22 protein-coding genes are annotated in these 22392 nt (G+C 73.7%); 11 read left to right on the plus strand and 11 right to left on the minus strand.

Annotated elements, in window-relative coordinates:
- Positions 1-152: 152 nt before the first annotated feature.
- Complete coding sequence (locus ACZ53K_RS25215) at positions 153-986, plus strand: metallophosphoesterase family protein (protein WP_468840705.1); 834 nt, start codon at positions 153-155, stop codon at positions 984-986.
- Positions 987-1046: 60 nt separating this feature from the next.
- On the opposite strand, the gene msrB is transcribed toward ACZ53K_RS25215, so the two are convergent.
- The 4 genes from msrB to ACZ53K_RS25235 form a co-directional block, all read right to left on the minus strand.
- On the minus strand, positions 1047-1454 hold the full coding sequence (gene msrB, locus ACZ53K_RS25220) for a peptide-methionine (R)-S-oxide reductase MsrB (protein ID WP_468840642.1): 408 nt from the start codon (positions 1452-1454) through the stop codon (positions 1047-1049).
- A gap of 15 nt (positions 1455-1469) precedes the next feature.
- A complete protein-coding gene (murC, locus tag ACZ53K_RS25225; RefSeq protein ID WP_468840643.1) occupies positions 1470-2876 on the minus strand; it encodes a UDP-N-acetylmuramate--L-alanine ligase in 1407 nt (468 codons plus the stop codon).
- Positions 2877-3013: 137 nt separating this feature from the next.
- Entirely contained in the window at positions 3014-3658 is a 645-nt protein-coding gene (locus ACZ53K_RS25230) for a response regulator (protein ID WP_468840644.1), read from the minus strand.
- On the minus strand, positions 3655-4881 hold the full coding sequence (locus ACZ53K_RS25235) for a sensor histidine kinase (RefSeq protein WP_468840707.1): 1227 nt from the start codon (positions 4879-4881) through the stop codon (positions 3655-3657). The genes ACZ53K_RS25230 and ACZ53K_RS25235 overlap by 4 nt, the downstream gene beginning before the upstream one ends.
- 241 nt (positions 4882-5122) lie before the next feature.
- Here ACZ53K_RS25235 and ACZ53K_RS25240 point away from each other — a divergent pair, with 241 nt between their 5' ends.
- Positions 5123-6319 carry an ABC transporter permease gene (locus tag ACZ53K_RS25240; RefSeq protein ID WP_468840646.1) on the plus strand — a complete coding sequence of 399 codons (1197 nt, stop codon included), beginning with the start codon at positions 5123-5125 and terminating at the stop codon, positions 6317-6319.
- A gap of 295 nt (positions 6320-6614) precedes the next feature.
- Positions 6615-7370, plus strand: a complete 756-nt coding sequence (locus ACZ53K_RS25245; RefSeq protein WP_468840648.1) for an ABC transporter ATP-binding protein — start codon at positions 6615-6617, stop codon at positions 7368-7370.
- Here the strand turns inward: ACZ53K_RS25245 and ACZ53K_RS25250 are convergent.
- Both ACZ53K_RS25250 and ACZ53K_RS25255 read right to left on the minus strand, forming a co-directional pair.
- Positions 7336-7863 (minus strand): indole-3-glycerol phosphate synthase, encoded by a 528-nt coding sequence (locus ACZ53K_RS25250; protein ID WP_468840650.1) that lies wholly within the window; start codon positions 7861-7863, stop codon positions 7336-7338. The two genes, ACZ53K_RS25245 and ACZ53K_RS25250, sit on opposite strands and share 35 nt — an antisense overlap.
- A gap of 161 nt (positions 7864-8024) precedes the next feature.
- A complete protein-coding gene (locus tag ACZ53K_RS25255) occupies positions 8025-8777 on the minus strand; it encodes a pyrimidine reductase family protein (RefSeq protein ID WP_468840709.1) in 753 nt (250 codons plus the stop codon).
- 377 nt (positions 8778-9154) lie between these two features.
- Here ACZ53K_RS25255 and zapE point away from each other — a divergent pair, with 377 nt between their 5' ends.
- Positions 9155-10240 carry a cell division protein ZapE gene (gene zapE, locus ACZ53K_RS25260; RefSeq protein ID WP_468840711.1) on the plus strand — a complete coding sequence of 362 codons (1086 nt, stop codon included), beginning with the start codon at positions 9155-9157 and terminating at the stop codon, positions 10238-10240.
- A gap of 263 nt (positions 10241-10503) precedes the next feature.
- The gene (locus ACZ53K_RS25265) at positions 10504-11871 is read left to right on the plus strand and encodes an alkaline phosphatase PhoX (protein WP_468840652.1); all 1368 of its coding nucleotides are present in this window, start codon (positions 10504-10506) and stop codon (positions 11869-11871) included.
- A gap of 239 nt (positions 11872-12110) precedes the next feature.
- On the opposite strand, the gene ACZ53K_RS25270 is transcribed toward ACZ53K_RS25265, so the two are convergent.
- From ACZ53K_RS25270 to ACZ53K_RS25280, 3 genes are all read right to left on the minus strand, one after another.
- Complete coding sequence (locus ACZ53K_RS25270) at positions 12111-12779, minus strand: ABC transporter (protein WP_468840654.1); 669 nt, start codon at positions 12777-12779, stop codon at positions 12111-12113.
- On the minus strand, positions 12776-13768 hold the full coding sequence (locus tag ACZ53K_RS25275) for an ABC transporter ATP-binding protein (protein WP_468840656.1): 993 nt from the start codon (positions 13766-13768) through the stop codon (positions 12776-12778). The genes ACZ53K_RS25270 and ACZ53K_RS25275 overlap by 4 nt, the downstream gene beginning before the upstream one ends.
- 65 nt (positions 13769-13833) lie before the next feature.
- Positions 13834-14511: an AIM24 family protein gene (locus ACZ53K_RS25280; RefSeq protein ID WP_468840658.1), complete on the minus strand. Its 678-nt coding sequence runs from the start codon at positions 14509-14511 to the stop codon at positions 13834-13836.
- Between the two features lie 86 nt (positions 14512-14597).
- Between ACZ53K_RS25280 and ACZ53K_RS25285 the strand changes: the two genes are divergently transcribed.
- A complete protein-coding gene (locus ACZ53K_RS25285) occupies positions 14598-15365 on the plus strand; it encodes a peptidyl-tRNA hydrolase (RefSeq protein WP_468840660.1) in 768 nt (255 codons plus the stop codon).
- A gap of 91 nt (positions 15366-15456) precedes the next feature.
- Here ACZ53K_RS25285 and ACZ53K_RS25290 read toward each other — a convergent pair whose 3' ends face one another.
- The gene (locus ACZ53K_RS25290) at positions 15457-15822 is read right to left on the minus strand and encodes a darcynin family protein (protein WP_468840662.1); all 366 of its coding nucleotides are present in this window, start codon (positions 15820-15822) and stop codon (positions 15457-15459) included.
- 139 nt (positions 15823-15961) lie between these two features.
- On the opposite strand from ACZ53K_RS25290, the gene ACZ53K_RS25295 reads away from it, so the two are divergent.
- Complete coding sequence (locus ACZ53K_RS25295; RefSeq protein ID WP_468840713.1) at positions 15962-16915, plus strand: LysR family transcriptional regulator; 954 nt, start codon at positions 15962-15964, stop codon at positions 16913-16915.
- Between the two features lie 142 nt (positions 16916-17057).
- On the opposite strand, the gene ACZ53K_RS25300 is transcribed toward ACZ53K_RS25295, so the two are convergent.
- Positions 17058-17765 (minus strand): nuclease-related domain-containing protein, encoded by a 708-nt coding sequence (locus ACZ53K_RS25300; RefSeq protein ID WP_468840664.1) that lies wholly within the window; start codon positions 17763-17765, stop codon positions 17058-17060.
- 128 nt (positions 17766-17893) lie between these two features.
- Between ACZ53K_RS25300 and ACZ53K_RS25305 the strand changes: the two genes are divergently transcribed.
- The 4 genes from ACZ53K_RS25305 (at position 17894) to ACZ53K_RS25320 (ending at position 22164) form a co-directional block, all read left to right on the plus strand.
- Positions 17894-18562, plus strand: coding sequence for a LysE family translocator (locus ACZ53K_RS25305; RefSeq protein ID WP_468840665.1), 669 nt, complete (start codon positions 17894-17896; stop codon positions 18560-18562).
- Between the two features lie 162 nt (positions 18563-18724).
- Positions 18725-20137 (plus strand): MbnB/TglH/ChrH family RiPP precursor modification enzyme, encoded by a 1413-nt coding sequence (locus tag ACZ53K_RS25310; RefSeq protein WP_468840667.1) that lies wholly within the window; start codon positions 18725-18727, stop codon positions 20135-20137.
- 5 nt (positions 20138-20142) lie between these two features.
- The gene (locus ACZ53K_RS25315; RefSeq protein WP_468840669.1) at positions 20143-21171 is read left to right on the plus strand and encodes a TIGR04222 domain-containing membrane protein; all 1029 of its coding nucleotides are present in this window, start codon (positions 20143-20145) and stop codon (positions 21169-21171) included.
- Between the two features lie 192 nt (positions 21172-21363).
- A complete protein-coding gene (locus ACZ53K_RS25320; RefSeq protein WP_468840671.1) occupies positions 21364-22164 on the plus strand; it encodes a DUF4142 domain-containing protein in 801 nt (266 codons plus the stop codon).
- Positions 22165-22392 lie beyond the last annotated feature (228 nt).

Consider the following 22392-nt stretch of genomic DNA (forward strand, 5'->3'; position numbering starts at 1 on the left):
ACCGCCTTCGCCCCCGAATGTGTCCAACAGCCCACCCCCCGGCGTGTCCATGACCCGGTCTCCTGTCCTACCGTCGGGTCATGCAGATCCCATGCTCCGAAGGAGACCGCACCGCCGAGGCCGACCGGGAAGGGGTCGCGCCCGGCAGGCTGATGGCCATCAGCGACCTGCACATCCGTTACGAGGAGAACCGCGAGATCGTCGAGCGGCTGCGGCCCGGCTCGGACGCCGACTGGCTGCTGGTGGCCGGGGACATCGGTGAGTACGTCGCGGACATCCGCTGGGCGCTGACCGTGCTCAGCAGCCGCTTCGCCAAGGTGATCTGGGTGCCCGGCAACCACGAGCTGTGGACCCCGTCCAACGACTCCGTCCAGCTGCGCGGCGTCCGGCGCTACGAGCACCTGGTGGAGATCTGCCGGGAGTTGGGCGTCCTGACGCCCGAAGACCCCTACCCCGTCTGGGAGGGCGAGGGCGGCCCGGCGGTGATCGCCCCGGTCTTCGCCCTGTACGACTACACCTTCCGGCCGCCCGGCACCCACACCAAGGACGCGGCGCTGGCGGTCGCCGAGGAGGCCGGGGTGGTCTGCACGGACGAGTTCTTCCTGCACCCGGACCCGTACCCGACCAGGGAGGCGTGGTGCCGGGCCCGCGTGGCGGCCACCGAGGCCCGGCTCGCCGAGATCCCCGAGGACCTGCCCACGGTGCTGGTCAACCACTGGCCGATCGTCCGCGAGCCCACCGAGCCACTGTGGCACCCGGAGTTCGCCCTGTGGTGCGGCACCGAGGCCACCGCCGACTGGCCGCGCCGCTTCCGCGCCGCCTCCGTCGTCTACGGCCATCTGCACATTCCGCGCACCATCGAGGTGGACGGCATCCCGCACGTGGAGGTGTCCCTGGGCTACCCGCGCGAGTGGCGGCGCCGCAAGGCGGCTCCGGGGCAGCTGGTGCAGATCCTGCCGGCGGTGGCGCGGGCACCGCAGTTCTGACGGGGCCACGCTCCGTGCGGCCGCCGGGCCGGCTCCGTGCCGGGCCCGGCGGCCCCGTGGTCAGCTCCCGTCCGGCGCCAGCCGCACCGAGATGGAGTTGATGCAGTAACGCTGGTCCGTCGGGGTCGGGTAGCCCTCGCCCTCGAAGACATGGCCGAGGTGGGAGCCGCAGCGGGCGCAGCGGACCTCCGTACGGACCATGCCGTGGGAGCGGTCCTGGAGCAGCTCCACGGCGTCGGTGTCCTTCGGGTCGTAGAAGGACGGCCAGCCGCAGTGACTCTCGAACTTCGTCTCCGAGCGGAACAGTTCGGCGCCGCAGGCACGGCAGGAGTAGACACCCGCCGTCTTGGTGTCGGTGTACTCACCGACGAAGGCGGGTTCCGTGCCGCCCTGGCGCAGGACCTGGTACTCCTGCGGGGTCAGCTCGGCGCGCCACTGCTCGTCCGGCTTGTCGATCTCGTACGGCATGAGTACCTCTGCTTCCTATCGGCTCTGCAGGCGCGTGAGGATCTGCGGGCCGAGTTCGGTCACATCGCCCGCGCCCATGGTGAGAACAAGGTCGCCGGGCTCCGCCATTCCTGCGATCACCTCGGGGATCGCGGTCTTGTCGGCTTCGGCGGTCACCCGGGCGCCGACGGCCTGGGCCGCGTCGATGATCAGGGCGCTGGTGACGCCGGGGATCGGGTCCTCGCGGGCCGGGTAGATGTCCAGCACGACGGAGGCGTCGGCGAGGGTGAGCGCCTCGCCCATCTCCTTGCCCAGTTCCTGGGTGCGGGAGAAGAGGTGCGGCTGGAAGACGACCAGCACGCGGGAGCCGGTGGCGGCGCCGCGGATGGCCTCCAGGTCGGCGGTCATCTCGGTGGGGTGGTGTGCGTAGGAGTCGATGACCTGCACGCCGGCCGCCTCGCCCTGGAGCTGGAGGCGGCGCTTGACGCCGGTGTACGTGCCGAGCGCGGAGGCCAGGTTGTGCGGCGGGAGGCCGAGCGCGGTGCCGGCGGCGAGGGCCGCGACGGCGTTCAGGGCGTAGTGCCGGCCGGGCACGGAGACGGTGAAGGTGAGGATCTTGCCGTTGGCCAGGGCGACGGTGACCTCGCTGGTAAGCCCCCGCTGGTTGATCTTGAGGACCCGTACGTCGGCGTCCGCGGCCTCGCCGTACGTGACGATCTCGATGTCCAGGCGGCCGGACAGGCGGGAGGTCAGCTCGCGGGCGCCGGGGTGGTCGGCGGAGACGACGAGGGTGCCGCCGGGGCGGATGCGGGCGGCAAAGATCTCGAAGGACTCGTAGATCTCGTCCATCGACGCGTAGTTGGCGTGGTGGTCCAGCTCCACGTTGAGGACGATGGCGACCTCGGGCGCGTACTTGTGGAAGCTGCGGTCGCTCTCGTCCGCCTCGGCCACGAAGATCTCGCCGCTGCCGTGCTCGGCGTTGGAGCCGGGGGCGTCCAGGTCGCCGCCGATCGCGTACGACGGGGACAGGCCCAGCGAGCCGAGGGAGACGGCCAGCATGGAGGTGGTGGTCGTCTTGCCGTGCGTGCCGGCCACGGCGATCGGGCGCAGGCCGTCCATGAGGGCGGCGAGCGCGTCGGAGCGGTGCACGACGGGGATGCCGCGCTCGCGGGCCGCGGCCAGCTCGGGGTTGTCGTCGCGGATCGCGGAGGAGACGACGACGCTGGTGGCTTTTTCGGCCAGGTGGGCGGCGGCGTGGCCGATGTGGACCGTGGCGCCGGAGTCGCGCAGGGCGGCGACGGTCGCCGACTCCTTGGCGTCGCTGCCCGCGACCCGGGCGCCGCGCTGGGCCAGGATCTTCGCAATGCCGGACATCCCGGCGCCGCCGATGCCGATGAAGTGCGGTCGGTCCATCGCGTCGGGGATGCCCGGGGACGGTGCCATGCGTCAGTCTCCTGCTCGTCGGTCTCTACGGTCCGTCGGTCTCTGAGGTCCGTACGGGCACGATTCTCGCACCCGGCACCGACAGTCCCGCGCCGGGCGGGCCCGCGGCACCGGGCCGGCGGCGGATCAGCGGCGGATCAGCGGCGGATCAGGCCGCGCGCGGTGGCCGCGGCGACCGCCGAGGTACGGGAGTCGACGCCCAGCTTGGCGTAGATGTGCACCAGGTGGGACTTGACCGTGGCCTGGCTGAGGAAGAGCTGTTTGCTGATCCGGGCGTTGGACAGGCCGTCGGCGACGAGCTGGAGGACTTCGGTCTCGCGCCGGGACAGGGCCGTGGCGGGGGTGCGCATCCGGTCCATCAGGCGCAGGGCGATGGTCGGCGCGAGGGCGGACTTGCCGGCCGCCGCGGTACGGACGGCCGCGGCCAGCTCCTCGGGCGGCGCGTCCTTGAGGAGGTAGCCGGTGGCACCGGCCTCGATGGCGGCGAGGATGTCCGCGTCGGTGTCGAACGTGGTCAGGACGAGGACGCGCGGCCCGCCGTCGCGTGCGGTGATGGCGGCGGTGGCCTGCGAGCCGAGCATCCGGCCGCCGAACTGGAGGTCCATCAGGACGACGTCCACATCCGGCCGGGCGGCCCGTTCGACGGCCTCCTCGGCGGTGGGGACGTCCGCGACGACCTCGAAGTCCGGCTCGGTCTCCAGGACGGCGCGCAGTCCGGCCCGTACGACCGGGTGGTCGTCGGCGAGGAGCAGGCCGATGGCGGTCTCGGGGCGGTGGGTCACGCGGTGGCCTGTTCGGGAGGGGGGTCGGAGGCGGGAGGGGCGTCGGAGGCGGAGGCCGGGGCCGGGGTCCGTGGGGCGGCCGGTTCCGGGTACGGCAGGGTGACGGCGACCGCCGTGCCCTCGCCGGGCGCGGACTCCACGGCCAGCGTGCCGTGCAGCGCGCGGGCGCGGGCCCGCATCGCGGCCAGCCCGAAACCGGTGCCGGCGGCGGCGCCGGAGCCCGGGGACGGCACCGCGTCGGGCGCGAAGCCCGTACCGTCGTCGACCACGTCGAGGGCGACCTCGGTGTCCATGTACGAGAGGGTCAGCTCGGCCCGGCCGGCGTGCGCGTGCTGGACGGCGTTGGCCAGCGCGGACTGCGCGATGCGCAGCAGCGCGACCTCGTGCGGGGTGGGCAGCTCGACGGGCGCCCCGGAGACCTGGCAGTGGACGGCGAGACCGGCGGAGCGGGCGGTGGTGGCGCACAGCCGTTCCAGGGCGGCGGGCAGCGACCCGGCCTCCAGGTCGGGCGGGCTGAGCGCCCGGACGAAACGGCGGGCCTCGGCGAGGTTGTCGACGGCGGCCTGCCGGGCCTGCTGGACGTGGCCGAGCGCGGTGGCGGTGTCCGGCCGCCGCGGAACGGCCCGTTCCGCGGCCCGCAGCAGCAACTGGATGCTGGAGAGCCCCTGCGCGAGGGTGTCGTGGATCTCGCGGGCGAGCCGCTCCCGCTCCGCGAGCACCCCGGCGGCGTGCTCCGCTGCCGCCAGGTCGCTGCGGGCGGCGGTCAGCTCGTCGATGAGGCGGCGGCGCTGTTCGCTCTCCCGGTAGAGGGCCTGGTAGCCGAGGACGACGGCGACCGCGACCGCCGCGCCCAGGGCGGGGCCGATGACCGTACCGACGGTGAGGATGCGGGTGTGCCAGCCGAACCCGCCGATCGCCACGAGGGTGGTGACCAGGACCGTGGGCAGCGCCCAGCGCAGCGGAAGCAGGTGGAGCTGGACGAAGAAGAGCGGGAAGGCGAGCCAGACCCCGAGGGGCGTGAGGGCGAGCAGGACGGCCCACACCGCCATGACGGCGGCGAGCCAGAGGGCCGCGGCGGCCGTGGAGGTGCGGACCGGGGGCAGCGTGGGGCCGACGGCGTACACGGCGAGCAGCAGGACCGCGGCGCCGGTGACGGCCGGGGCGTCCGGGCTGTGGTCGGCCACCGCCCGTACGGCGGCGAGCGCCAGCAGTGCGGCCACCATCAGGTGCAGGCAGACGCGCAGCACCCGCAGGGCGGGGGTCAGGGAGTGGGGAGTCACAGCCCTTCCAGGCTAGGCGCCGGGACGGGCACCGGCATCAATCAAAAGGTGGAGGCCGGACCCGGCCTTTCGATCCGGGCGGACCACTCCGGGGCGCGATGCCCGGCGCCCCCTCTTGCGGCGACGGTGGGAGCAACCGTCGGGCACCGGGCCCGGCGCCCGTCGGAAGGATGGCCTAAGCCCCGTGTTCATCGCCTGGAGAGACCTGAGATTCGCCAAGGGCCGGTTCGCCCTGATGGGCACCGTCATCGTGCTGATCACGGTGCTGGTGGGGCTGCTGTCCGGCCTGACGGCGGGCCTGGGGCGGGAGAACACCTCGGCGCTGACCTCGCTGCCCGCCGACCGCCTCGCCTTCGCCGCGCCCGCGGGCGGCGGTGACGACGTCTCGTTCGCCGATTCGCGCGTCGGGAAGCGGACCTGGGAAGCCTGGGCGAAGGTACCGGGCGTCGGTTCGGCGGAGCCGCTGGGCATCGGTACGGCCAAGGCCACGGCGGGCGGCGGCGCGGACCAGCGGACCGCCGCGCTGTCCGCCTTCGGGGTACGGCCCGGCTCCCGCCTGGCGCCCGGGGCCGGGCGGGTCGCGGACGGCTCGGCGGTGCTGTCCGCGAAGGCCGCGGACGAGCTGGGCGTGCGGGCCGGCGGCCGGTTCACGCTGAACGGGCGGACGCTGACGGCCGCCGCGGTGGCGGGCGAGGCGATGTACAGCCACACGCCGGTGGTCTGGACGTCGCTGGACGACTGGGCGGCGGTGTCGGGCGCGGCGGGCTCCGGGGTGCCGGGGTCCGGAGCGACCGGCTCCGAAGCGCCCGCCTCCGGAGCGACCGGCTCCGAAGCATCCGGCTCCGGAAGCGGTGGTTCCGGTTCGTCCGGGGCGCGGACCGCCACCGTGGTCGCCCTCACCACCTCCTCGGACGCCGGCCTGGCCGACGCCGACCGCCGGCTGGGCACCCGTACCGTCACGACCGGCGAAGCCCTGGGCGCCATCGGCTCGTACACCGCCGAGAACGGCTCGCTCCAGCTGATGCGCGGCTTCCTCTTCGCCATATCGGCGCTGGTCATCGGCGCGTTCTTCACGGTCTGGACGATCCAGCGCAGCGGTGACGTCGCGGTGCTCAAGGCGCTCGGCGCCCCCACCCGCTACCTGCTGCGCGACGCGCTCGGCCAGGCGGTGGTGCTGCTGGTGATCGGTACGGGTGTGGGCACCGCGCTCGCGGCGTCGGTCGGCGCGGCCGTCGGCGGCACCGTGCCGTTCGTCCTGGACCCGGCCACGGTTCTGGTACCGGCCCTGGTCATGATCGCGCTGGGGGCCGTCGGCGCCGCGCTGTCCATCCGCCGCATCACCGCCGTCGATCCGCTGACCGCACTGGGGAGCGCACGGTGAGCCCGGGCGGATTTCCCCGCCCGAGCGGTATCCGTGCAGGCTCTTCCCTTCACGGTCCGTTCCCCGCGGACTATTCCGGGAGCGATATCCGGAACGGCCGGGCGTACGGCCTTCATCATTCCGGACCCGATACCGGGAATTCCGGTTCCGGCGCCGGTTCCGGTTCCCGTTTCGGCTCGGGTCCGCGTTTCGGTTTCGTACGACTCCGTACACATTCCGCGGACGCGAAAAGCCGGGCCGTACAGCGCTCAAGCGACACGACCACCAACCCATCCCCTACCCAGCGACGGACCCCATGAATGCGAACCCCGCCGGCACCCGGACCCACCCGAATCCCGGAACCGGGACCCCGCCGTCCGCCGGTCTCGACCTGGCCGGCGTCACCCTCACCTACCCCGACGGCACCGGCCGCCTCACCGCCCTCGACGACGTGCGCCTGACCGTGCCGCCGGGGACCGTGACCGCCGTCGTCGGGCCCTCCGGCTCCGGCAAGTCCAGCCTGCTGGCGGTGGCCGCGACGCTGATCACCCCGGACGGCGGCCGGGTGCTGGTCGACGGTACGGACACCGCCGGAATGAGCCGGTCCGAGCTGACCGCGCTGCGCCGTACCAAGGTCGGCACGGTCTTCCAGCAGCCCAATCTGCTGCCCTCCCTGACGGCTGCCGAGCAGTTGCAGGTGATGGCGCACCTGGACGGCCGGGCGCCGCGCGCGGCCCGGCCGCGGGCCCTGGAGCTGCTCGACGCGGTCGGCCTGGCCGATCAGGCGGCGCGCCGCCCGCACCAGCTCTCGGGCGGCCAGCGGCAGCGGATCAACATCGCCAGGGCGCTGATGAACGAACCGGCCGTCCTGCTGGTCGACGAGCCGACCAGCGCACTGGACCACGAGCGCGGCGCCGCCGTCCTGGACCTGCTCATCACGCTCACGCACCAGCGCGCCACCGCGACGGTGCTGGTCACGCACGACCGCGCCCACCTGGACGCGGTGGACGCGGTCGCGGAGATGGCGGACGGGCGGCTCAGCTCCCGGCGGAGTCCCCTCCCGGGCCGCTAGCCGGGCCCTGGGCCGGGTTGTGCGCCACGTCCTGGGCCGGGTCGTCGGCCGCGTGCGAGAAGAGTTTGAGCACCGGCACGCCGACCTTGTGCCGGGCGCGGGAGGCCCAGTCGCGGTGGAAGAACTCCTCGACGAAGTGCGGGGCGGTCAGCACGATCACCTCGTCGGCGCCGGTCTCGTCGACGACCGACCTCAGCAGGTCCAGCGGGTGGTCCTCGACGACCTGGCCGATCGCCTCGGCGCCCGCGGCCCGCAGGGCGTGCAGGGTGTAGGACAGGGCCCGCCCGGCGGGCGGCTCCGCCTGGGTGCCTTCCGGCTCGTCGCCTTCCCGTACGGCGTCCTCGAACTCGCCCAGAGCGACGTCGTCGATGGCCCTGAGCAGGCGGTCCTGATTGCCGCGCGGCTGCATGAGGACGACGAAGGAGACCTGGTCGTCGCCGTGCAGCGTGGTGACGAACTCCACGTCGGCGGGCGTCAGGGGCTTCTCGATCATCAATACGCTCGTGAACACGGCGGGCGCCCTTCTTCTCATCGCTCGCGGCCCGCCCGGGGAGCGAACCGACAGAAACCATCCTGCCCCGTCGCCACACGGGACCTGTTGGCCTTTAGTGTGCCCAGCGGAAGCTAAGCGGAACGAATAATTCCGCCTTTTGCTCAGGACCGACGGTAACGGGTGAACAGGAAGCCGGCCTCCTCCAGTACGGACGCGAGTACGAATGTTTCCGGAACGGTCGTCACCGGCGCGTTCATGATGCGCGACGCGTCGCCGGCGACCACCAGCGGTGCCAGCGAGAGGCACAACTCGTCGAGTGCCCCGCTTCCGGCGAACTGACCCAGGAGCCGCGGCCCGCCCTCCGTCAGCAGCCGGGTCAGCCCCCGCCCGGCGAGCGCCCCGACGACCCGCGACGGATCGACGGCGGCCCCCTCACCGGCGAAGACGACCTCGGCGCCGGCCTTGCGCGCGGTACGCACCCGGTCCTCGTCGGCCCCCGCGCCGGTCACCACGACCGTCGGCACCAGCGGCTCGGTGAACAGCGGCTGCGAGAAGTCCAGGTCCAGACTGGCGGTGACCACCGCGATCGCGGGGGCGGGCGCCTGCCCCGCGGCGGCTCGGCGCGCCGCGAACGCCTCGCGGGCGCGGGCCGGGCGGTAGCCCTCCTTGCGTACGGTCTCGGCGCCGACGACCACCGCGTCCGCGAGGCCGCGCAGCACACCGAAGATCCTCATGTCCGCGTCGCTGGAGAGCGGCTGCGAGCGGCCTTCGTGGTGGGCCGCGCCGTCCAGCGAGGAGACCATGTTCGCGCGGAGCCAGCCCGCTCCCCCGTCGGTACGGGGATACGCGTAGGCGTCGGCCAGTTCGTCCAGGCTCCACCGGCGGTCGGCGAAATCGGCGGCACCGGGCGTCACGGAATCCGCGGCACCGGCCCGGCGGGAATCGGCCGGGCCCGCCGTACCGGAATCCGCGGCACCGGCGGTACGGGAATCGGCCGGAGCAGCCGATCCGGAATCGGTGGCATCGGAATCGGTGCCGGCGTCGATTCCCGTCGCGGTTCCGGCGATGACTCCCGGTTCCGCCGCGAGGGCGGACGCGACCGCGGCGGAATTCTCGTCGTCCGGAGCGCTTGGGAAATCGCCGGACGGTACCTGCGGGGCAGGAAGGGGAAACAGGCGTCGCATAGGCGGCAGTGTGACATGCCTCGCTCACCCGGCGGAGTCCTCCCGCACAGCGACTAGGCTGGACGGCTGTGTCGTCTTCCCAGCCCTCGTCATCCCAGTCCTCCCCCATAGCCGGGCCGCCGGCCGACGGGGCCGGATCGGCTCCCGCCGCGCTCACCGCGCGCGCACCGCACGTACCGGCCGACCGCCTGGTGGCGGAGATGGTCCCGCCGCCGCGGTTCCAGAGCGCGCGCTTCGAGACGTACATCCCGGACCCGAACCAGCCCAGCCAGGCAGCGGCCGTGGAGGTCCTGAGCGGCTTCGCCGCGGGCATCGGCGGCGGTACGGACCCGGCCGGCGGCAAGCGGCGCTGGTTCGGGCGGAGCGCCAAGAAGGCGACGGCCCCCTCGGGCCCCCGCGGCGTCTACCTCGACGGCGGCTACGGCGTCGGCAAGACGCACCTGCTGGCCTCTCTCTGGCACGCCACCCCCGCCGAGCCCGCGCTCAAGGCGTTCGGCACCTTCGTGGAGCTGACGAACCTGGTCGGCGCGCTCGGTTTCCAGCAGACCGTGCAGACGCTCGGCGGGCACCGCCTGCTGTGCATCGACGAGTTCGAACTGGACGACCCGGGTGACACCGTGCTCGTCTCCAGTCTGCTGAGCAGGCTGGTCGAGGCGGGCGTCGCACTCGCCGCCACGTCCAACACGCTGCCCGGCAAGCTGGGCGAGGGCCGCTTCGCCGCGGCGGACTTCCTGCGCGAGATCCAGGGCCTGAGTGCCCACTTCCGGCCACTGCGCATCGACGGCGAGGACTACCGTCACCGCGGCCTGCCCGAGGCGCCGCCCCCGTTCGACGACGCGACCGTCACCCGCGTCGCCCAGCACACCCCCGGCGCCTCGCTCGACGACTTCCCGTCCCTGCTGGAGCATCTGTCGAAGGTGCACCCCAGCCGGTACGGGGCGATGTGCGACGGCATCACCGCCGTCTGCCTGACCGATGTGCAGGCGGTCCCGGACCAGTCCACGGCGCTGCGCCTGGTGGTGCTCGCGGACCGGCTGTACGACCGCGAGGTGCCGGTGCTGGCCGCCGGCAAGCCGTTCGACGCGCTGTTCAGCGAGGAGATGCTCAAGGGCGGCTACCGGAAGAAGTACTTCCGCGCCATCTCCCGGCTCACGGCGCTGGCCCGCGACGCCAAGCCGCTGGTGGAGGGGTAACCGCGGGCGCCGAGGCGTCCGGGCGGGGCCGTATCGCGGGCGCGGGGGCGGCCTGACGGGGTCGTATCGCGGGCACGGGAGCGTCCGGGCGGGGTCGTATCGCGGGCACGGGAGCGTCCGGGCGGGGTCGTGGCGCACGTGCGGGGGCAACCCGGCGGCCGGTGCGGCGGGTTCCGGATCCACGCGCGGCCGGTTCCCGGCGGCCAACGTGCGTGGTACACACGTGCGGGTCACATCACCTGTCCGCCAGCAGGGAGTTGCCCATGTCCGCGACACGTCGTCAGGTCCTGGCAAGAACCGGTGCGCTGGGCGCATCGATCGCCTTCGCCGGCAGCATTCCCGAGATCTTCGCCGGCACCGCCACCGCACAGAGCGCGGGCCGGCACGGCTACGGCCCGCTGATACCCGACCCGGCGGGTCTGCTCGACCTGCCGAAGGGCTTCCGGTACCGGGTCCTGTCCCGCGAGGGCGCCCCGCTGCCCTCCGGCGAGGGCCGAATACCGGGCAACCACGACGGGATGGCGGCCTTCCCCGGCCGGCACGGCCGCGTCCACCTCGTGCGCAACCACGAGAACCGCAGCAGGTCCCGCGTCCCCGTACCCACCGTCGACGGGCTGACCTACGACCCGGCGGGCGAAGGCGGCTGTACGGCACTGGAGGTGGACCGGCACCACCGTGTGCGGTCCGAGCGCGTCGCCATCGCCGGCACCTCCACCAACTGCGCGGGCGGCCCCACCCCGTGGCACACCTGGCTCACCTGCGAGGAGACCGAACTGCGGGCGGGCGAGGGCGGCTACACCAAGGACCACGGCTTCATCTTCGAGGTCGACCCGTACGATCCGCGCCGCACCGGCGCCGTACCGCTGACCGCCATGGGCCGCTTCCAGCACGAGGCCATCGCCGTCGACCCGAAGACCGGCACGGTCTACGAGACCGAGGACGCCTTCGACAAGCCGTTCGGCCTCTTCTACCGGTTCCGGCCCGCGAAACCGCTGGGCGGCCGGGGCTCCCTGCGGGCCGGCGGACGGCTCCAGACCATGCGCGTACCGGACGTCAAGGACCTCTCCACCGTCCAGGAGACCGGCACCGTCTTCGACCGCGCGGAGTGGGTGGACGTCCCCGACCCGCTCGCGCGGCAGACGCCCATCCGCTTCCAGGACTTCGGGCCGCGCGGCATCACGCACGCGCAGAAGCTGGAGGGCTGCTACTGGGGCGGCTCCAGCGTCTACTTCGTCTCCAGCTTCGCGCGCAGCAAGGACGGTTCGGCCGCGGACCACTTCGGCCAGGTCTGGCGGTACGACCCGGCCGCCCGCCGCCTCACGCTGGTGGTCGTCTTCGGCCCGGACACCGACGTACAGCTGCCCGGCGAGTCCCCCGACAACATCTGCCTGGCCCCCGGCGGCGGGCTCATGGTGTGCGAGGACGGCGACGGGGCCCAGCACGTCTTCGGCCTGACCCGGCGCGGCGCGGTGTACCCGGTGGCACGCGGCCGGCAGAACATCGGCACGCCGGAGAAGCCGGAGTGGGGCGAGTTCGCGGGGGTCACCTTCTCCCCCGACCACCGCACGATGTACGTCAACTGCTACACGCCCGGCACGACGTTCGCGGTCACCGGGCCCTGGGAGGACTGAACCGGAGCGGCCACCGAGCCCCTGTCGCCCGGCCCCGCCCGCCACGCCTCTCCCTAACCGGAGCAGGCCGAACGCTGGGCCTCCAGCCACTCGCAGTGCGGACACAGCAGCGCACCGGGCCGGGCGGCGGGGTACTCGGTGGGCTCACCGCAGTGCACACAGTCCGCGAACGGCGGACCGTCGTCCGTCCCGCCGCCCGTCTCGTCGTCCGTACGGCTCGGGCCCCCGGCCCGCGCTCCTCAGATGCGGCGGGAGCTGAGGCGGCAGGCCAGGCCCGTGGCGGCGGCCGCGATCAGCAGGCCGGCCAGCAGTGGCAGCCAGGGCAGAGTGATCGTTCCGTGCGCGGAGCCGGTGACCAGGCCGGAAACGGCGGCGTTCGCGGGCGAGGCGCTGCCGACCAGCAGCAGGAGCGCGGCAAGCAGGCCGGACAGGACCGACCAGCCGGTACTGCGCAGCACCGGCCAGTTGCAGAGCGCCCCGACGGCGGTGCCGAGCAGGACGCAGACCAGCGCGGCCAGCAGCCCGGCGCAGGCCGCGGCGAGTACGGGGACGGCGGTCCGGTGGTCGGAGGCGTGCGGGTCGGCGACGAGCGAGACGTACGCCGTACCGACGAGGGCGAGGAACGCCGCCGAAAGGCTCCCTGTCAGCACACTGGCGAGGTGCGCCTTCCCGGGACCGGCTGCCGCCGCCGTGCAGGAGCGTGCGGCCGGTGGCTCGCTCGTGACGGAGATCCGGCACAACCAGGCGCCCAGCGGCAGCAGTCCGAACGAGGCGACACTGTACGAGTCGAGGATCGGCCCGCCGCTCTGCACGCCCACGGCGAGGAGGGCGGCGTACAGGAGGGCCGGCGGCAGCCAGCGGTGCGACCGCAGCAGCAGGGCGAACTGGTAGCGCAGGAGCGGGATCACGGGTACCGGTTTTCGTCGTCGGGGGCCGGACCGGAGCCGGTGGTCGGCTGGGACGGAGAGGGCGGCTGGGAGGGAGTGGGCGGCTGAGGCGGAGTGGCCGACCGTTCCGGCGGCGCCGGGGTGACCGTGCGAATGTGCCACGGCGGGCGCGCCGTGAGCAGGGCGCGCAGCAGCGCGTCGGAGTGGACGGCGGGGACGGTCAGGCGGGCCGTCGTACCGTCCGGGCCGAGGGTGATGCCGGGGCTGCCCGGCAGGCCGGCGAGGCCGGGCGCGGCGAGGTGTACGGGCCCGCCGGGCGCCTCCGCCTCGATGGCCACCTGGAGGCCGGGCGGCTGCGCCTCGTCGTCCCCCGCCGGGCCGGTGTCCGTCCCCGCCCCGGCCGGAAGCCGGTCCAGGCACACGCCCGTGACGCGGTACCGCGCGTCGGCCGCGCCCGCCAGGCGGCGCGGGTCGTGGTCGACGAAGACGACCGTGCCACCCGCCGCGACGCGCTCGGCGACGGCCCGGTCCAGGACGTCGCGTGCCGCGGGGTCCAGGCCCGTCCACGCCTCGTCGAGGACGAGCAGTTCCGGGTCGGCGAGCAGGGCCTGGGTCAGCGCGACCTTCTGGCTGGTGCCTTTGGACAGCTCGGCGAGCGGCGTACGGGCGTGGGCGCCGGCGCCGAAACGTTCGAGCCAGTCCGTGGCGCGGCGGGCCGCCTCGGGGCCGCGCAGGCCGTGGACCCGCCCGAGGTGGGTGAGATAGCCGACGGCGGTGAACGGGAGGGCGGCCGGGAAGCGTTCGGGGACGTACGCGCTGCGCGGGCGCCCGGTGATGCGGCCCTTGCTGGGGGCGTCGATCCCGGCCACCACCCGCAGCAGCGTCGACTTGCCGCTGCCGTTGTGGCCTTCGACCCGCACCAGCGACCGCCGGGGCAGGTGGAGATCGATGTCCCGCAGCACCCACGGGCCACGCGCCCCGTAGCGCCGCCCGACCCCGTGCAGCCTCATCGGTTCTCCGCCGTCGTGCTCATCGGTGCCCCGCCGTCGCCGCCACCGCCATCGCCGCCACCGCGTCAGTTCCCGGTCGCCTTCTCGGGACGCAGTTCACTGGGCCGTACGATCACGAAGCCCTCGCCGTCCAGCCGCAGTTGCACGGCCTCGCCGGAACCGCCGCGCAGCATCGAGCCGAGGCTCTGCGAACGGTGCAGCGAGGTCTTCAGCGACGCCGTCCACCCAACCACCGCGTCGGTATCGACGAACACCGGGGCCTGCGGCGAGACGGGGATGACGAGGGGGTTGCCCTCACACACCACGCCCAACCGGCCCTGGCCGGTGAAGACGGAGTTGAACAGGCCGCCGCCGGTCATGCCGGCGCCCTTGACCGTGGCGATCTCGTAGGACAGGGACGGGTCGAAGCACAGCACGTTGCGGCCGTTGATCGTGATGCCGTCACCAGGGGCGAGGTCGACGATGAAGCAGTTGGCGGCCTCGTGCGCGAACCACACCTCGCCGCGGCCGCGCACCGCCATCAGGGCCAGACCCTCGCCGGTCACGGCCCGCTTGAGGAACTTGCCGACGCCCTGCCCCTGCTTCTCGAACTGCAGGTCACCACGGTAAGCGACCATCGAGCCCTGGCGCGCGAAGCACTCACCGTCCACGGCGTACTTGATCGACTTGGCGTTCTGCAGGGTCATACCGGGCGCGGAGGCCGGCGTGACCACGTTCTCGGAGGCGAAGAGGTCGCTGTGCATAAAGAGGATAATCCCCCGGAATGATCCGCTCCGCCAAGGCCGTGGCCCCGGCGGCGGTGTTCCGGGCGGCTGGCACACTGGTCCGTGTGACCAGCAACGATCTCGCCGGGCCCGGCGGTCCGGCCGACACCGCGGCCGACCCGGCCCACTCCGCGGAGACCGGCCGCGACGCCTCCCCGCAGTACGTCCTCCCCCTCGTCGTACGGATCGAGCGGGCCGAACCGCCGGCCCTCACGGACGCGTTGCAGACATCGGCACGGGCCGTACTGACCCTGCTCTCCGACGAGCGGGCCACCGGCGACGGCGAGTGGGCCGCGGCCGTACGCGACTGGGAGGACGCCCGTATCCGCAAGGTCGTACGCCGGGCGCGCGGCGCGGAATGGCGGCGCGCGGAGGCGCTCCCGGGCATCACGGTGTGCGGCGAGAGCGCGGAAGTCCGCGTCTTCCCGCCGGTCCCGCTGGACGGCTGGCCCAAGGACCTGGCCCGCCTCCAGGTCTCCGGAACCCACCTCGAAGACCCCCACGAGCCCGCCGCCCCCGGCGCCGACACCCCGGTGCTGTGGCTCAACCCCGACCTGGACATGTCGGCGGGCAAGGCGATGGCCCAGACCGGACACGGCGCCCAGCTGGCGTGGCGGGAACTCCCCGAAGCCGACCGCACGGCCTGGCGGCAGGCCGGTTTCCCCTTGTCGGTACGGACGGCCCCGCCCCACCGGTGGGCCGAGCTGACGGACAGCGGCCTGCCGGTGGTGCGGGACGCGGGCTTCACGGAGATCGTGCCCGGTTCGTGCACGGTCGTGGCGGACCATCCGGCCCTGCGGGCGCGGCTCGAACCGTCCGCCACCGGTCGCTGACACCAGGCCGCTGCCCCCTGGCCGTTCGGGGCCAGGGGGCAGCGGCGGTCGCCCGTTTCGGACGGGGTATCGGGGGGTATCGGACGGCGTATCAGGTGCTGATGGTGGTGACGGGGTCGACGTTGTAGGTGCGGGCATAGCCGTTCTCGGTGCCGACGAGGAGGTCGACGACCTCGAAGTAGCGGTCCCAGAAGGGGGTTTCGCGCAGCGCGTCGATCAGGAGTTGGTAGGCGTTGTGGTCGTCGGCCTCCCAGACCCAGACGTCGGTGACGCGGGTGGAGTAGAACTCCGTGTCGTAGAAGCGCGACCGCACGCCGGTGGTCTTGGCCTTGACCGCGGGCATGACCTCGGTGTTCATGGCGTTCACCCGCTCGTGCGGGGTCATGGCGAGCCACTCGGGCATGGTCTTGATGAGCATGAAGGCGGTGACCGGCGGCGCGGTTTCCTGTGCGGACATGGCGGATCCCTCCGAAAGGGCAGGTGGAGACGGTGGTGACGGCCTCGCGGGCCGCACCGGATCGGTAGGTCTTCATCCTGCGGAGGGCCAGGCATTGCCACAATGGGAAAGTCAGCAAGGGATCATTGCCTGAAATGGAATTACGCTGGTGAACAGAGCAGAGCCGGTCATCGACGCCCATCTCGCCGTAGCGCTGGACGCCCTGCTGGCCGAGCAGAGCGTCACCCGCGCCGCCGCGCGCCTGCACACTTCCCCCGCCGCGATGAGCCGCACCCTCGCCCGCCTGCGCCGCGTACTCCAGGACCCGCTCCTGGTCCGGGCCGGACAGGCCATGGTCCCCACACCCCGCGCCCAGGCCCTGCGCGACGAGGCCGCCACGGTGGTGCGGCAGCTCGGCGCGCTGCTCACTCCCGGCGCCGGCGTCGACCCGGCCACCCTCCGCTGCACCTTCACCCTCCAGGCCGCCGACCTGGTCGGCGCGGCGCTGGCCCCCGGACTGCTGCGGCTGGCCGGACAGGAGGCGCCAGAGGTGTCGCTCCGGTTCCGGGCCGAGGACCTGGAGGCCGGGCCCGCCCTCCGCGACGGCCGGATCGACCTGGAGATCGGGGCCATCGACCATGTCGATCCCGAGACGCTGGTCGAAGAACTGGTCACGCTCCGGATGACGGCGGCCGTCCGGCCCGGCCACCCGCTCACCGAGAAAGCCCTGACCCCGGCCCGGCTGGCCGCCGCCGAACACGTCGCGGTCAGCCGCCGCGGCCGGTTCACCGGTCCCCTGGACACCGCCCTGGCCGAACACCACCTCCGCCGCCGGGTCGCTGTCGTCCTCCCCAGTCACGTGGCCGCGATGACTCTCGCCGCCCGCAGCGACGTCGTCTGCCTCGTCCCCACCACGCTCCCCGGCGCCGCCCCCTCGCCCTTCACCGATACCGCCACCGCCCTCGGCCTGCATCTCCTCGACATACCTCTGCCGCTGCCCCCGGTGATCATCGGCATGGCCTGGCACCCCCGCCACGCCGCCGACGGAGCCCACGAGTGGCTCCGCGGCGCCGTCCGCCGGTCCCTCGGCACGCCTGGCGGCTCGACTGCCTGACGCGTACGGAGGCGGGGACGGGCGCAGCGACGGCCTCGGGCACGGGGACAGACTCGGCCTTGGGCACGGAGGTGGGCTCGGGGACGGACCCGGCCCGGATGAACGGGCGCCGGCCCGGTCGGGGATGCAGCCAGGCGGCCCCTCAGGTACGCAGCCAGGTCCGGCGGTTGCGGGCGACCGTGTAGATGCGTTCGACACGGTTGGGGGCCAGTACCCCGCCGAGCCGCGCCAGCTGCGGCACGTCGCGCTCGTCCCGTATCACCTGTATGTCCCGCAGTGCCGGGTCCAACTCCACGTCCACCGCGCCGGTGAACGCCAGCACCGGCCGCGCCTCGACGCGGAACCGGCAGCCGCGGGTCAGTACGTAGGAGGCGCGCCGGGCGTCCTGTCTGCTCCCGTGGACGTACGGCCCCGACTGATGCCCGCGGCTGATGCCCACGGAGTCCTCCGCGACCCGCACCCGGGCCCCGCGTACGTAGTGGGTGCTGACGCACAGCACGCCGCCGGGCCCGATGAGCAGGTGTCCGATGACCGCGGCGGGCGGCACCGGAACGGAGTGGATCACGTACCAGCCGGCCGCCGTCAGCTGGTCCAGGGCCGTACCGACGGCCTGTTCGCCGAGCAGCTGCCGGTGCCAGGCGTCCTGGGGCGGGCGCCGGCCGAGCAGGCGGGCACCCCACAGAGCCGCCCGGGCGCGCGGCTGCTCGGCGAGGCGGACCCGCAGGGCCTCTCCCGGGCGGTTCGGCGCGAGGTCGTCGTCCGGGGGCAGGAACAGCCGGTCCGGATCGCTCGCGTACCGCGTCTCCTGCTTCCCCTCCTCGGCTCCGGGCTCAGGACGTGGATCGCTCATACCCATCACCCCCCGATGGCCATGGGAGCAGGCGCCCGGCCCCCGGGCAAGAGGTACGCAGCGGTGCGCGGGCGTTCCCAGGGATGCCGGGGAAACGTTGGCCGGAGGACGACGTACGGTTACGTCCTGTGTTCTCCTCTCTCCTTGGTTTCACCGCGGTGGCCGTCCTGCTGACCGTCTCGCCGGGCCCCGATTTCGCCGTGGTGCTGCGGACGTCGCTCGGGTCGGGGCGGCGGTCGGCACTGTGCTCCGCGCTCGGCATAGCCGCGGGCTGTTTCGTGTGGGGACTGGCCGGCGCGGCCGGGCTGACCGCCATGCTCTCGGCGTCGCAGGCGGCGTACGACGTGCTGCGCGTCGCCGGGGCGCTGTACCTGATGTGGCTGGGCTTCCAGGCGCTTCGCAGCGCCCGCCGCTCCGCGAAGGCCGCACGCGACGCCGCGGGGCGGACCGCGGCGGACGCGCCGCTGCCCGAGCCCGGCCCCGCCGACCGGCAGTCGCCGCTCCAGGCGTTCCGTACCGGCCTGCTGACGAACGTCCTGAACCCCAAGGTCGGGGTCGTGTACATGTCCCTGCTGCCGCAGTTCATCCCGCACGGCGCGCCGGTCATGGCCACCACACTGCTGCTGGTCGCCGTGCACGCCGCGCTGGGCCTCGGCTGGCTCGGCGGGATCGCCCTGGCGGTGCACCGGGCGCGCGCCTTCTTCCAGCGCCCCCGCGTCCGCCGGCGCATGGACCAGGCCACCGGCGGCGTGCTGCTCGCGCTGGGCGCCGCGGTGGGCGTCGAGACCGCCCGCTGAGCCGGCCCGCCTTCGAAGAAACCTCCGGAGGCCGCCGTCGGGTGCGGCACGTCGCAAGCTCAAATCATGCTCTGAATCCGTGCCCCCGGGGGTTGGCCGGGCTCCGGCGCGGCGATGAGTACCCAACACCACGGGGGTGCACGAGTGGGAGGGGGAACCACCATGGAACAGCTCGGTACGGGCATCGGCTGGCGGCCCGAGATCGCCGACGAGATCGCGGAGCTGCCCGGTGTGGACTGGGTGGAGGTCGTCGCCGAGAACATCTGTCCGGGTCATCTCCCACCCGCTTTGCAGGCGCTGCGCGCACGCGGCACGACCGTGGTGCCGCACGGCGTCTCGCTCGGGCTGGGCGGCGCCGAGCGCCCGGACGCCGGCCGGCTGGCCGCGCTCGCGGAACGCGCCGAGGCGCTGGGCGCGCCGCTGGTCACCGAGCACATCGCGTTCGTACGGGCCGGAGGCCCGCTGACCGCGTCCGCCGCGATGGAGGCGGGGCACCTGCTGCCCGTGCCGCGCACCCGTGACGCGCTGGACGTGCTCTGCGAGAACGTCCGTATCGCCCAGGACGCGCTGCCCGTACCGCTCGCCGTGGAGAACATCGCGGCGCTGGTCAACTGGCCCGACGAGGAGCTGACCGAGGGGCAGTTCCTCGCCGAACTGGTCGAGCGCACCGGCGTACGGCTGCTCATCGATGTCGCCAACCTCCACACCAATCATGTGAACCGGAACGAGGACCCGGCCACGGCACTGGACGAGCTGCCGGTCGAAGCCATCGCGTACGTACACGTGGCGGGCGGGGTGGAGCGGGACGGGGTCTGGCACGACACCCACGCCCACCCGGTGACCCGGCCCGTCCTGGACGTGCTGGCCGCACTCTGCGCCCGCGTCACCCCGCCCGGCGTCCTGCTGGAGCGTGACGAGGACTTCCCGGAGACCGGTGAACTCGCCACCGAACTCGACGCGATCCGCACCGTCCTGAAGGAGGCCCCGGCCCCGCCGCCACCGGCACCGCGCCGGTCGCCCGGAGCTGCCGCACCGCACGGAACGGCCACGACCGCCACCGCCACCGCCGTAACCACCCCCGCCGCCACCGCGACCACCGCCACCGCCCCGGCCGGCACCACCGCGACCACGGACGCCCAGGACGCCGCCGACGCCACCGACGCCCCCCGTCAGCGGCTGGCCGTAGCGCAGACCGCGCTGCTCTCCGCGCTGGTCGCCGGAACACCGGCTCCGGAGGGCTTCGACCGGCAGCGGCTGCGCGTCCAGAGCCGGGCCCTGGCCGCCAAGCGGGCGTCCGTCGTCGCCAAGATCGCGCCGGAGCTGCCGGACATCCTCGGCGAGCACTACCGGCCCGATTTTCTCGGGTATGCGCGCCACCGGCCCCTGCGCAACGGCTACCGCCAGGACGCCATGGACTTCGCCGTCCACCTGCTGGCCGGCGGCGGGCCCGCCGACCCGGACGCGCGCCGTCAGCTGACGCAGTGGTGGCGGGATCGCGCGAGGCCGAAGCCGCCGGGCGGCGGTCCGGCGCACCGCCTCGCCCACGCCGTACGACGCGCTCTCCACCGGGGGTGAAGGACATGTCCGCTCTTCTCGTGACCCTTGCGGTCGTCGCCTCCTCGCTGCTGCTGGTCGTCCGTACCGTCCGTGTCATCCTGGCGACTCCCAGGCTCAAGATCTTCGGCCCGCCCGACCCCGAGCTGTGGGAGGTCGCCTTCCTCGCCGGCGGCCCGGCGCGGGTCGCGGACGCGGCGATAGCCGGTATGCACCAGGACGGCCGGCTCGCCGTGGGCGGGCCCGGCGTGGTGTCCGTACGGCAGGCGGTGGCGTACGACCCGGTCGAGACGGCCGTGCTGGACTCGCTGGCGCGCACCCCGGACGGCGCGCTGGACACCCTGCGCCGCCATGTCATGCGGGCGCCGGCGGTACAGGCCATCGGCGACCGGCTCGCGAAGCGCGGTCTGATGCGGCACCCGCACACCGGCCGCCCCTGGCGCCGCTTCGCCGGCTGGCAGGCCGGGATCTGTGCGGCAGGCTTCCTGCTCGTCCTCCTCTTCACCCTCACGGGAGCCCTCGGCAGCGGGGAGCCAGGCGTCCCCTTCGTCGTCCGGATCCTGCCCGCGGCCCTCCTCGGCATCGTGGCCGGCGGGGTGTGCCGCAGGGTGCTGGAGCGGCGGGTCACCCGGGCCGGTGTCGCGGAGGTACGGAAGTTCCGTAAGGCGAACGCGGCGCGTCTGGTGAGCGACCCGACCCAGTCCGCCGCCCTGATCGTGGCCCTCGGCAGCACCGCGCTGCTGGTGGACGACGTGCTGCGCGGCCAGCTCGACGAAGCGCAGCGCTCGGTGGCGGGCGCCTCCGCCGGGACGTACGCCGGGTCCTCCGGCACCTCGTCGGGCAGTTCCTCGAACGCGACCTGTGGCTGGAACGTGCCGGACGACGACTCGCACACGTCCTGGTGCGGGTCCTCGTGCGGCGGCGGGTCGGGGTCGGGCTGCGGCAGTTCGTCCTGCGGTGGCGGGGGTTCGTCGTGCGGCAGCAGTTCCGGGTCGAGCTGCAGCAGCAGTTCCTCCTCTTCCTGCGGCGGTGGCGGTGGCTGCGGCGGCAGCTGAGACACGAAGCGCCGGCGGTGGCCGCCCCCGGCGTGCTCACCGCCGGTCGTCTCCGAAGCGCCTGATGCGGCTGACACTCCTGGGCAACCGGTCAACGTACCAGCGCCCAAGGGGCGTTGACGGCGCTTCCCCGAACGGGCGACAGGACCAGCGCAGGGCGCACTAGCGTGCGGTGCCGCACCAGGAGGCACCATGCGATCCGTAACCGGCACCGGCCTCGTCGTCGCCGCGCTCGCCGCGACACTCGCCGCGTTGCTCTTTCCGATCTGGTCGTTCGCCGGCAGACCGGGCGGGGGCGGCGACGTCAACACCCAGACCGTCGCCACCTCGTTCGGACCGCTGTCCGCGCTCGACCGGGACTTCGTCAACCGCGTACGACTGGCGGGCCTGTGGGAGCTGCCCGCGGGCCAGCAGGCCCAGCGGCGCGGGACCGTGCCGGCCGTACGGGAAGCGGGGGACCACCTCGTCGACGGCCACGCCTCCCTCGACCGGCACGTACGCGAGGTGGCCGCACAGCTCGGCCTCGCGCTGCCCGACCGGCCCAACGCCCAGCAACAGCAGTGGCTGTCGGAGCTGAGCGCCGCACGCGGGGCCGCGTACGACCGCAGATTCGCGAACATCCTGCGGCTGGCGCACGGCAAGGTATTCACCGTCGTCGCGCAGGTCCGCGCGACCACCCGCAACTCGCTCGTCCGCGCCCTGGCCGACGACGCCAACCGCACGGTCCTGGACCACATCTCCATGCTGGAGCGCACCGGTTTCGTCGACTTCGACGCGATCGCCGAGGACGCGGCCACCTCCTCTCCGGCCCCGAGCCCCTCGGCCCCGCCGCCGTCCCTGGACGCGGCGCCCGGCACGCCGCCGGTGCCCGTCACTCCGTCACCGACGTATTCGCTCCCTCCGCCCGCGACGCCACCCGCCACCGCCACCGGCGGCGCCACCAGGGCCCCGGAATCCACCGGGCCCGCCGGCGGCCGGCGTCAACACCCCTGAGAGAACGAGAAGAAGTGATCCCCCATGCCCGACCATACGCATCCGCCCCGCTCCGGTCAGCCCAAACCCCCGCAGCCGCCCCGCCCTTCGCCACCGCCCCGGCCGTCGCCGCCCTCCCCGCAGCCCCCGCGGCACCGGCGCCGGCTCGGCACCAAGCACCTCGTGCTGATCGCTCTGCTCGCCGTGCTCGGCTCGGCCGGCACCTTCGTCTCCGTGACCGGTAATGCC

Source organism: Streptomyces sp. NPDC033221 (assembly GCF_055577005.1).

What these genes read in the sequence shown, in the direction of transcription:
- ACZ53K_RS25215 (WP_468840705.1), top strand. Translation starts at nt 153, where the DNA reads ATGGCCATCAGCGACCTGCACATCCGTTACGAGGAGAACCGCGAGATC.
- msrB (WP_468840642.1), bottom strand. Translation starts at nt 1,454, where the DNA reads ATGCCGTACGAGATCGACAAGCCGGACGAGCAGTGGCGCGCCGAGCTG.
- murC (WP_468840643.1), bottom strand. Translation starts at nt 2,876, where the DNA reads ATGGCACCGTCCCCGGGCATCCCCGACGCGATGGACCGACCGCACTTC.
- ACZ53K_RS25235 (WP_468840707.1), bottom strand. Translation starts at nt 4,881, where the DNA reads ATGGTGGCCGCACTGCTGGCGCTCGCCGCCGTACGGGCGGTGGCCGAC.
- ACZ53K_RS25245 (WP_468840648.1), top strand. Translation starts at nt 6,615, where the DNA reads ATGAATGCGAACCCCGCCGGCACCCGGACCCACCCGAATCCCGGAACC.
- ACZ53K_RS25250 (WP_468840650.1), bottom strand. Translation starts at nt 7,863, where the DNA reads ATGATCGAGAAGCCCCTGACGCCCGCCGACGTGGAGTTCGTCACCACG.
- ACZ53K_RS25265 (WP_468840652.1), top strand. Translation starts at nt 10,504, where the DNA reads ATGTCCGCGACACGTCGTCAGGTCCTGGCAAGAACCGGTGCGCTGGGC.
- ACZ53K_RS25275 (WP_468840656.1), bottom strand. Translation starts at nt 13,768, where the DNA reads ATGAGGCTGCACGGGGTCGGGCGGCGCTACGGGGCGCGTGGCCCGTGG.
- ACZ53K_RS25280 (WP_468840658.1), bottom strand. Translation starts at nt 14,511, where the DNA reads ATGCACAGCGACCTCTTCGCCTCCGAGAACGTGGTCACGCCGGCCTCC.
- ACZ53K_RS25290 (WP_468840662.1), bottom strand. Translation starts at nt 15,822, where the DNA reads ATGTCCGCACAGGAAACCGCGCCGCCGGTCACCGCCTTCATGCTCATC.
- ACZ53K_RS25300 (WP_468840664.1), bottom strand. Translation starts at nt 17,765, where the DNA reads ATGAGCGATCCACGTCCTGAGCCCGGAGCCGAGGAGGGGAAGCAGGAG.
- ACZ53K_RS25310 (WP_468840667.1), top strand. Translation starts at nt 18,725, where the DNA reads ATGGAACAGCTCGGTACGGGCATCGGCTGGCGGCCCGAGATCGCCGAC.
- ACZ53K_RS25315 (WP_468840669.1), top strand. Translation starts at nt 20,143, where the DNA reads ATGTCCGCTCTTCTCGTGACCCTTGCGGTCGTCGCCTCCTCGCTGCTG.
- ACZ53K_RS25320 (WP_468840671.1), top strand. Translation starts at nt 21,364, where the DNA reads ATGCGATCCGTAACCGGCACCGGCCTCGTCGTCGCCGCGCTCGCCGCG.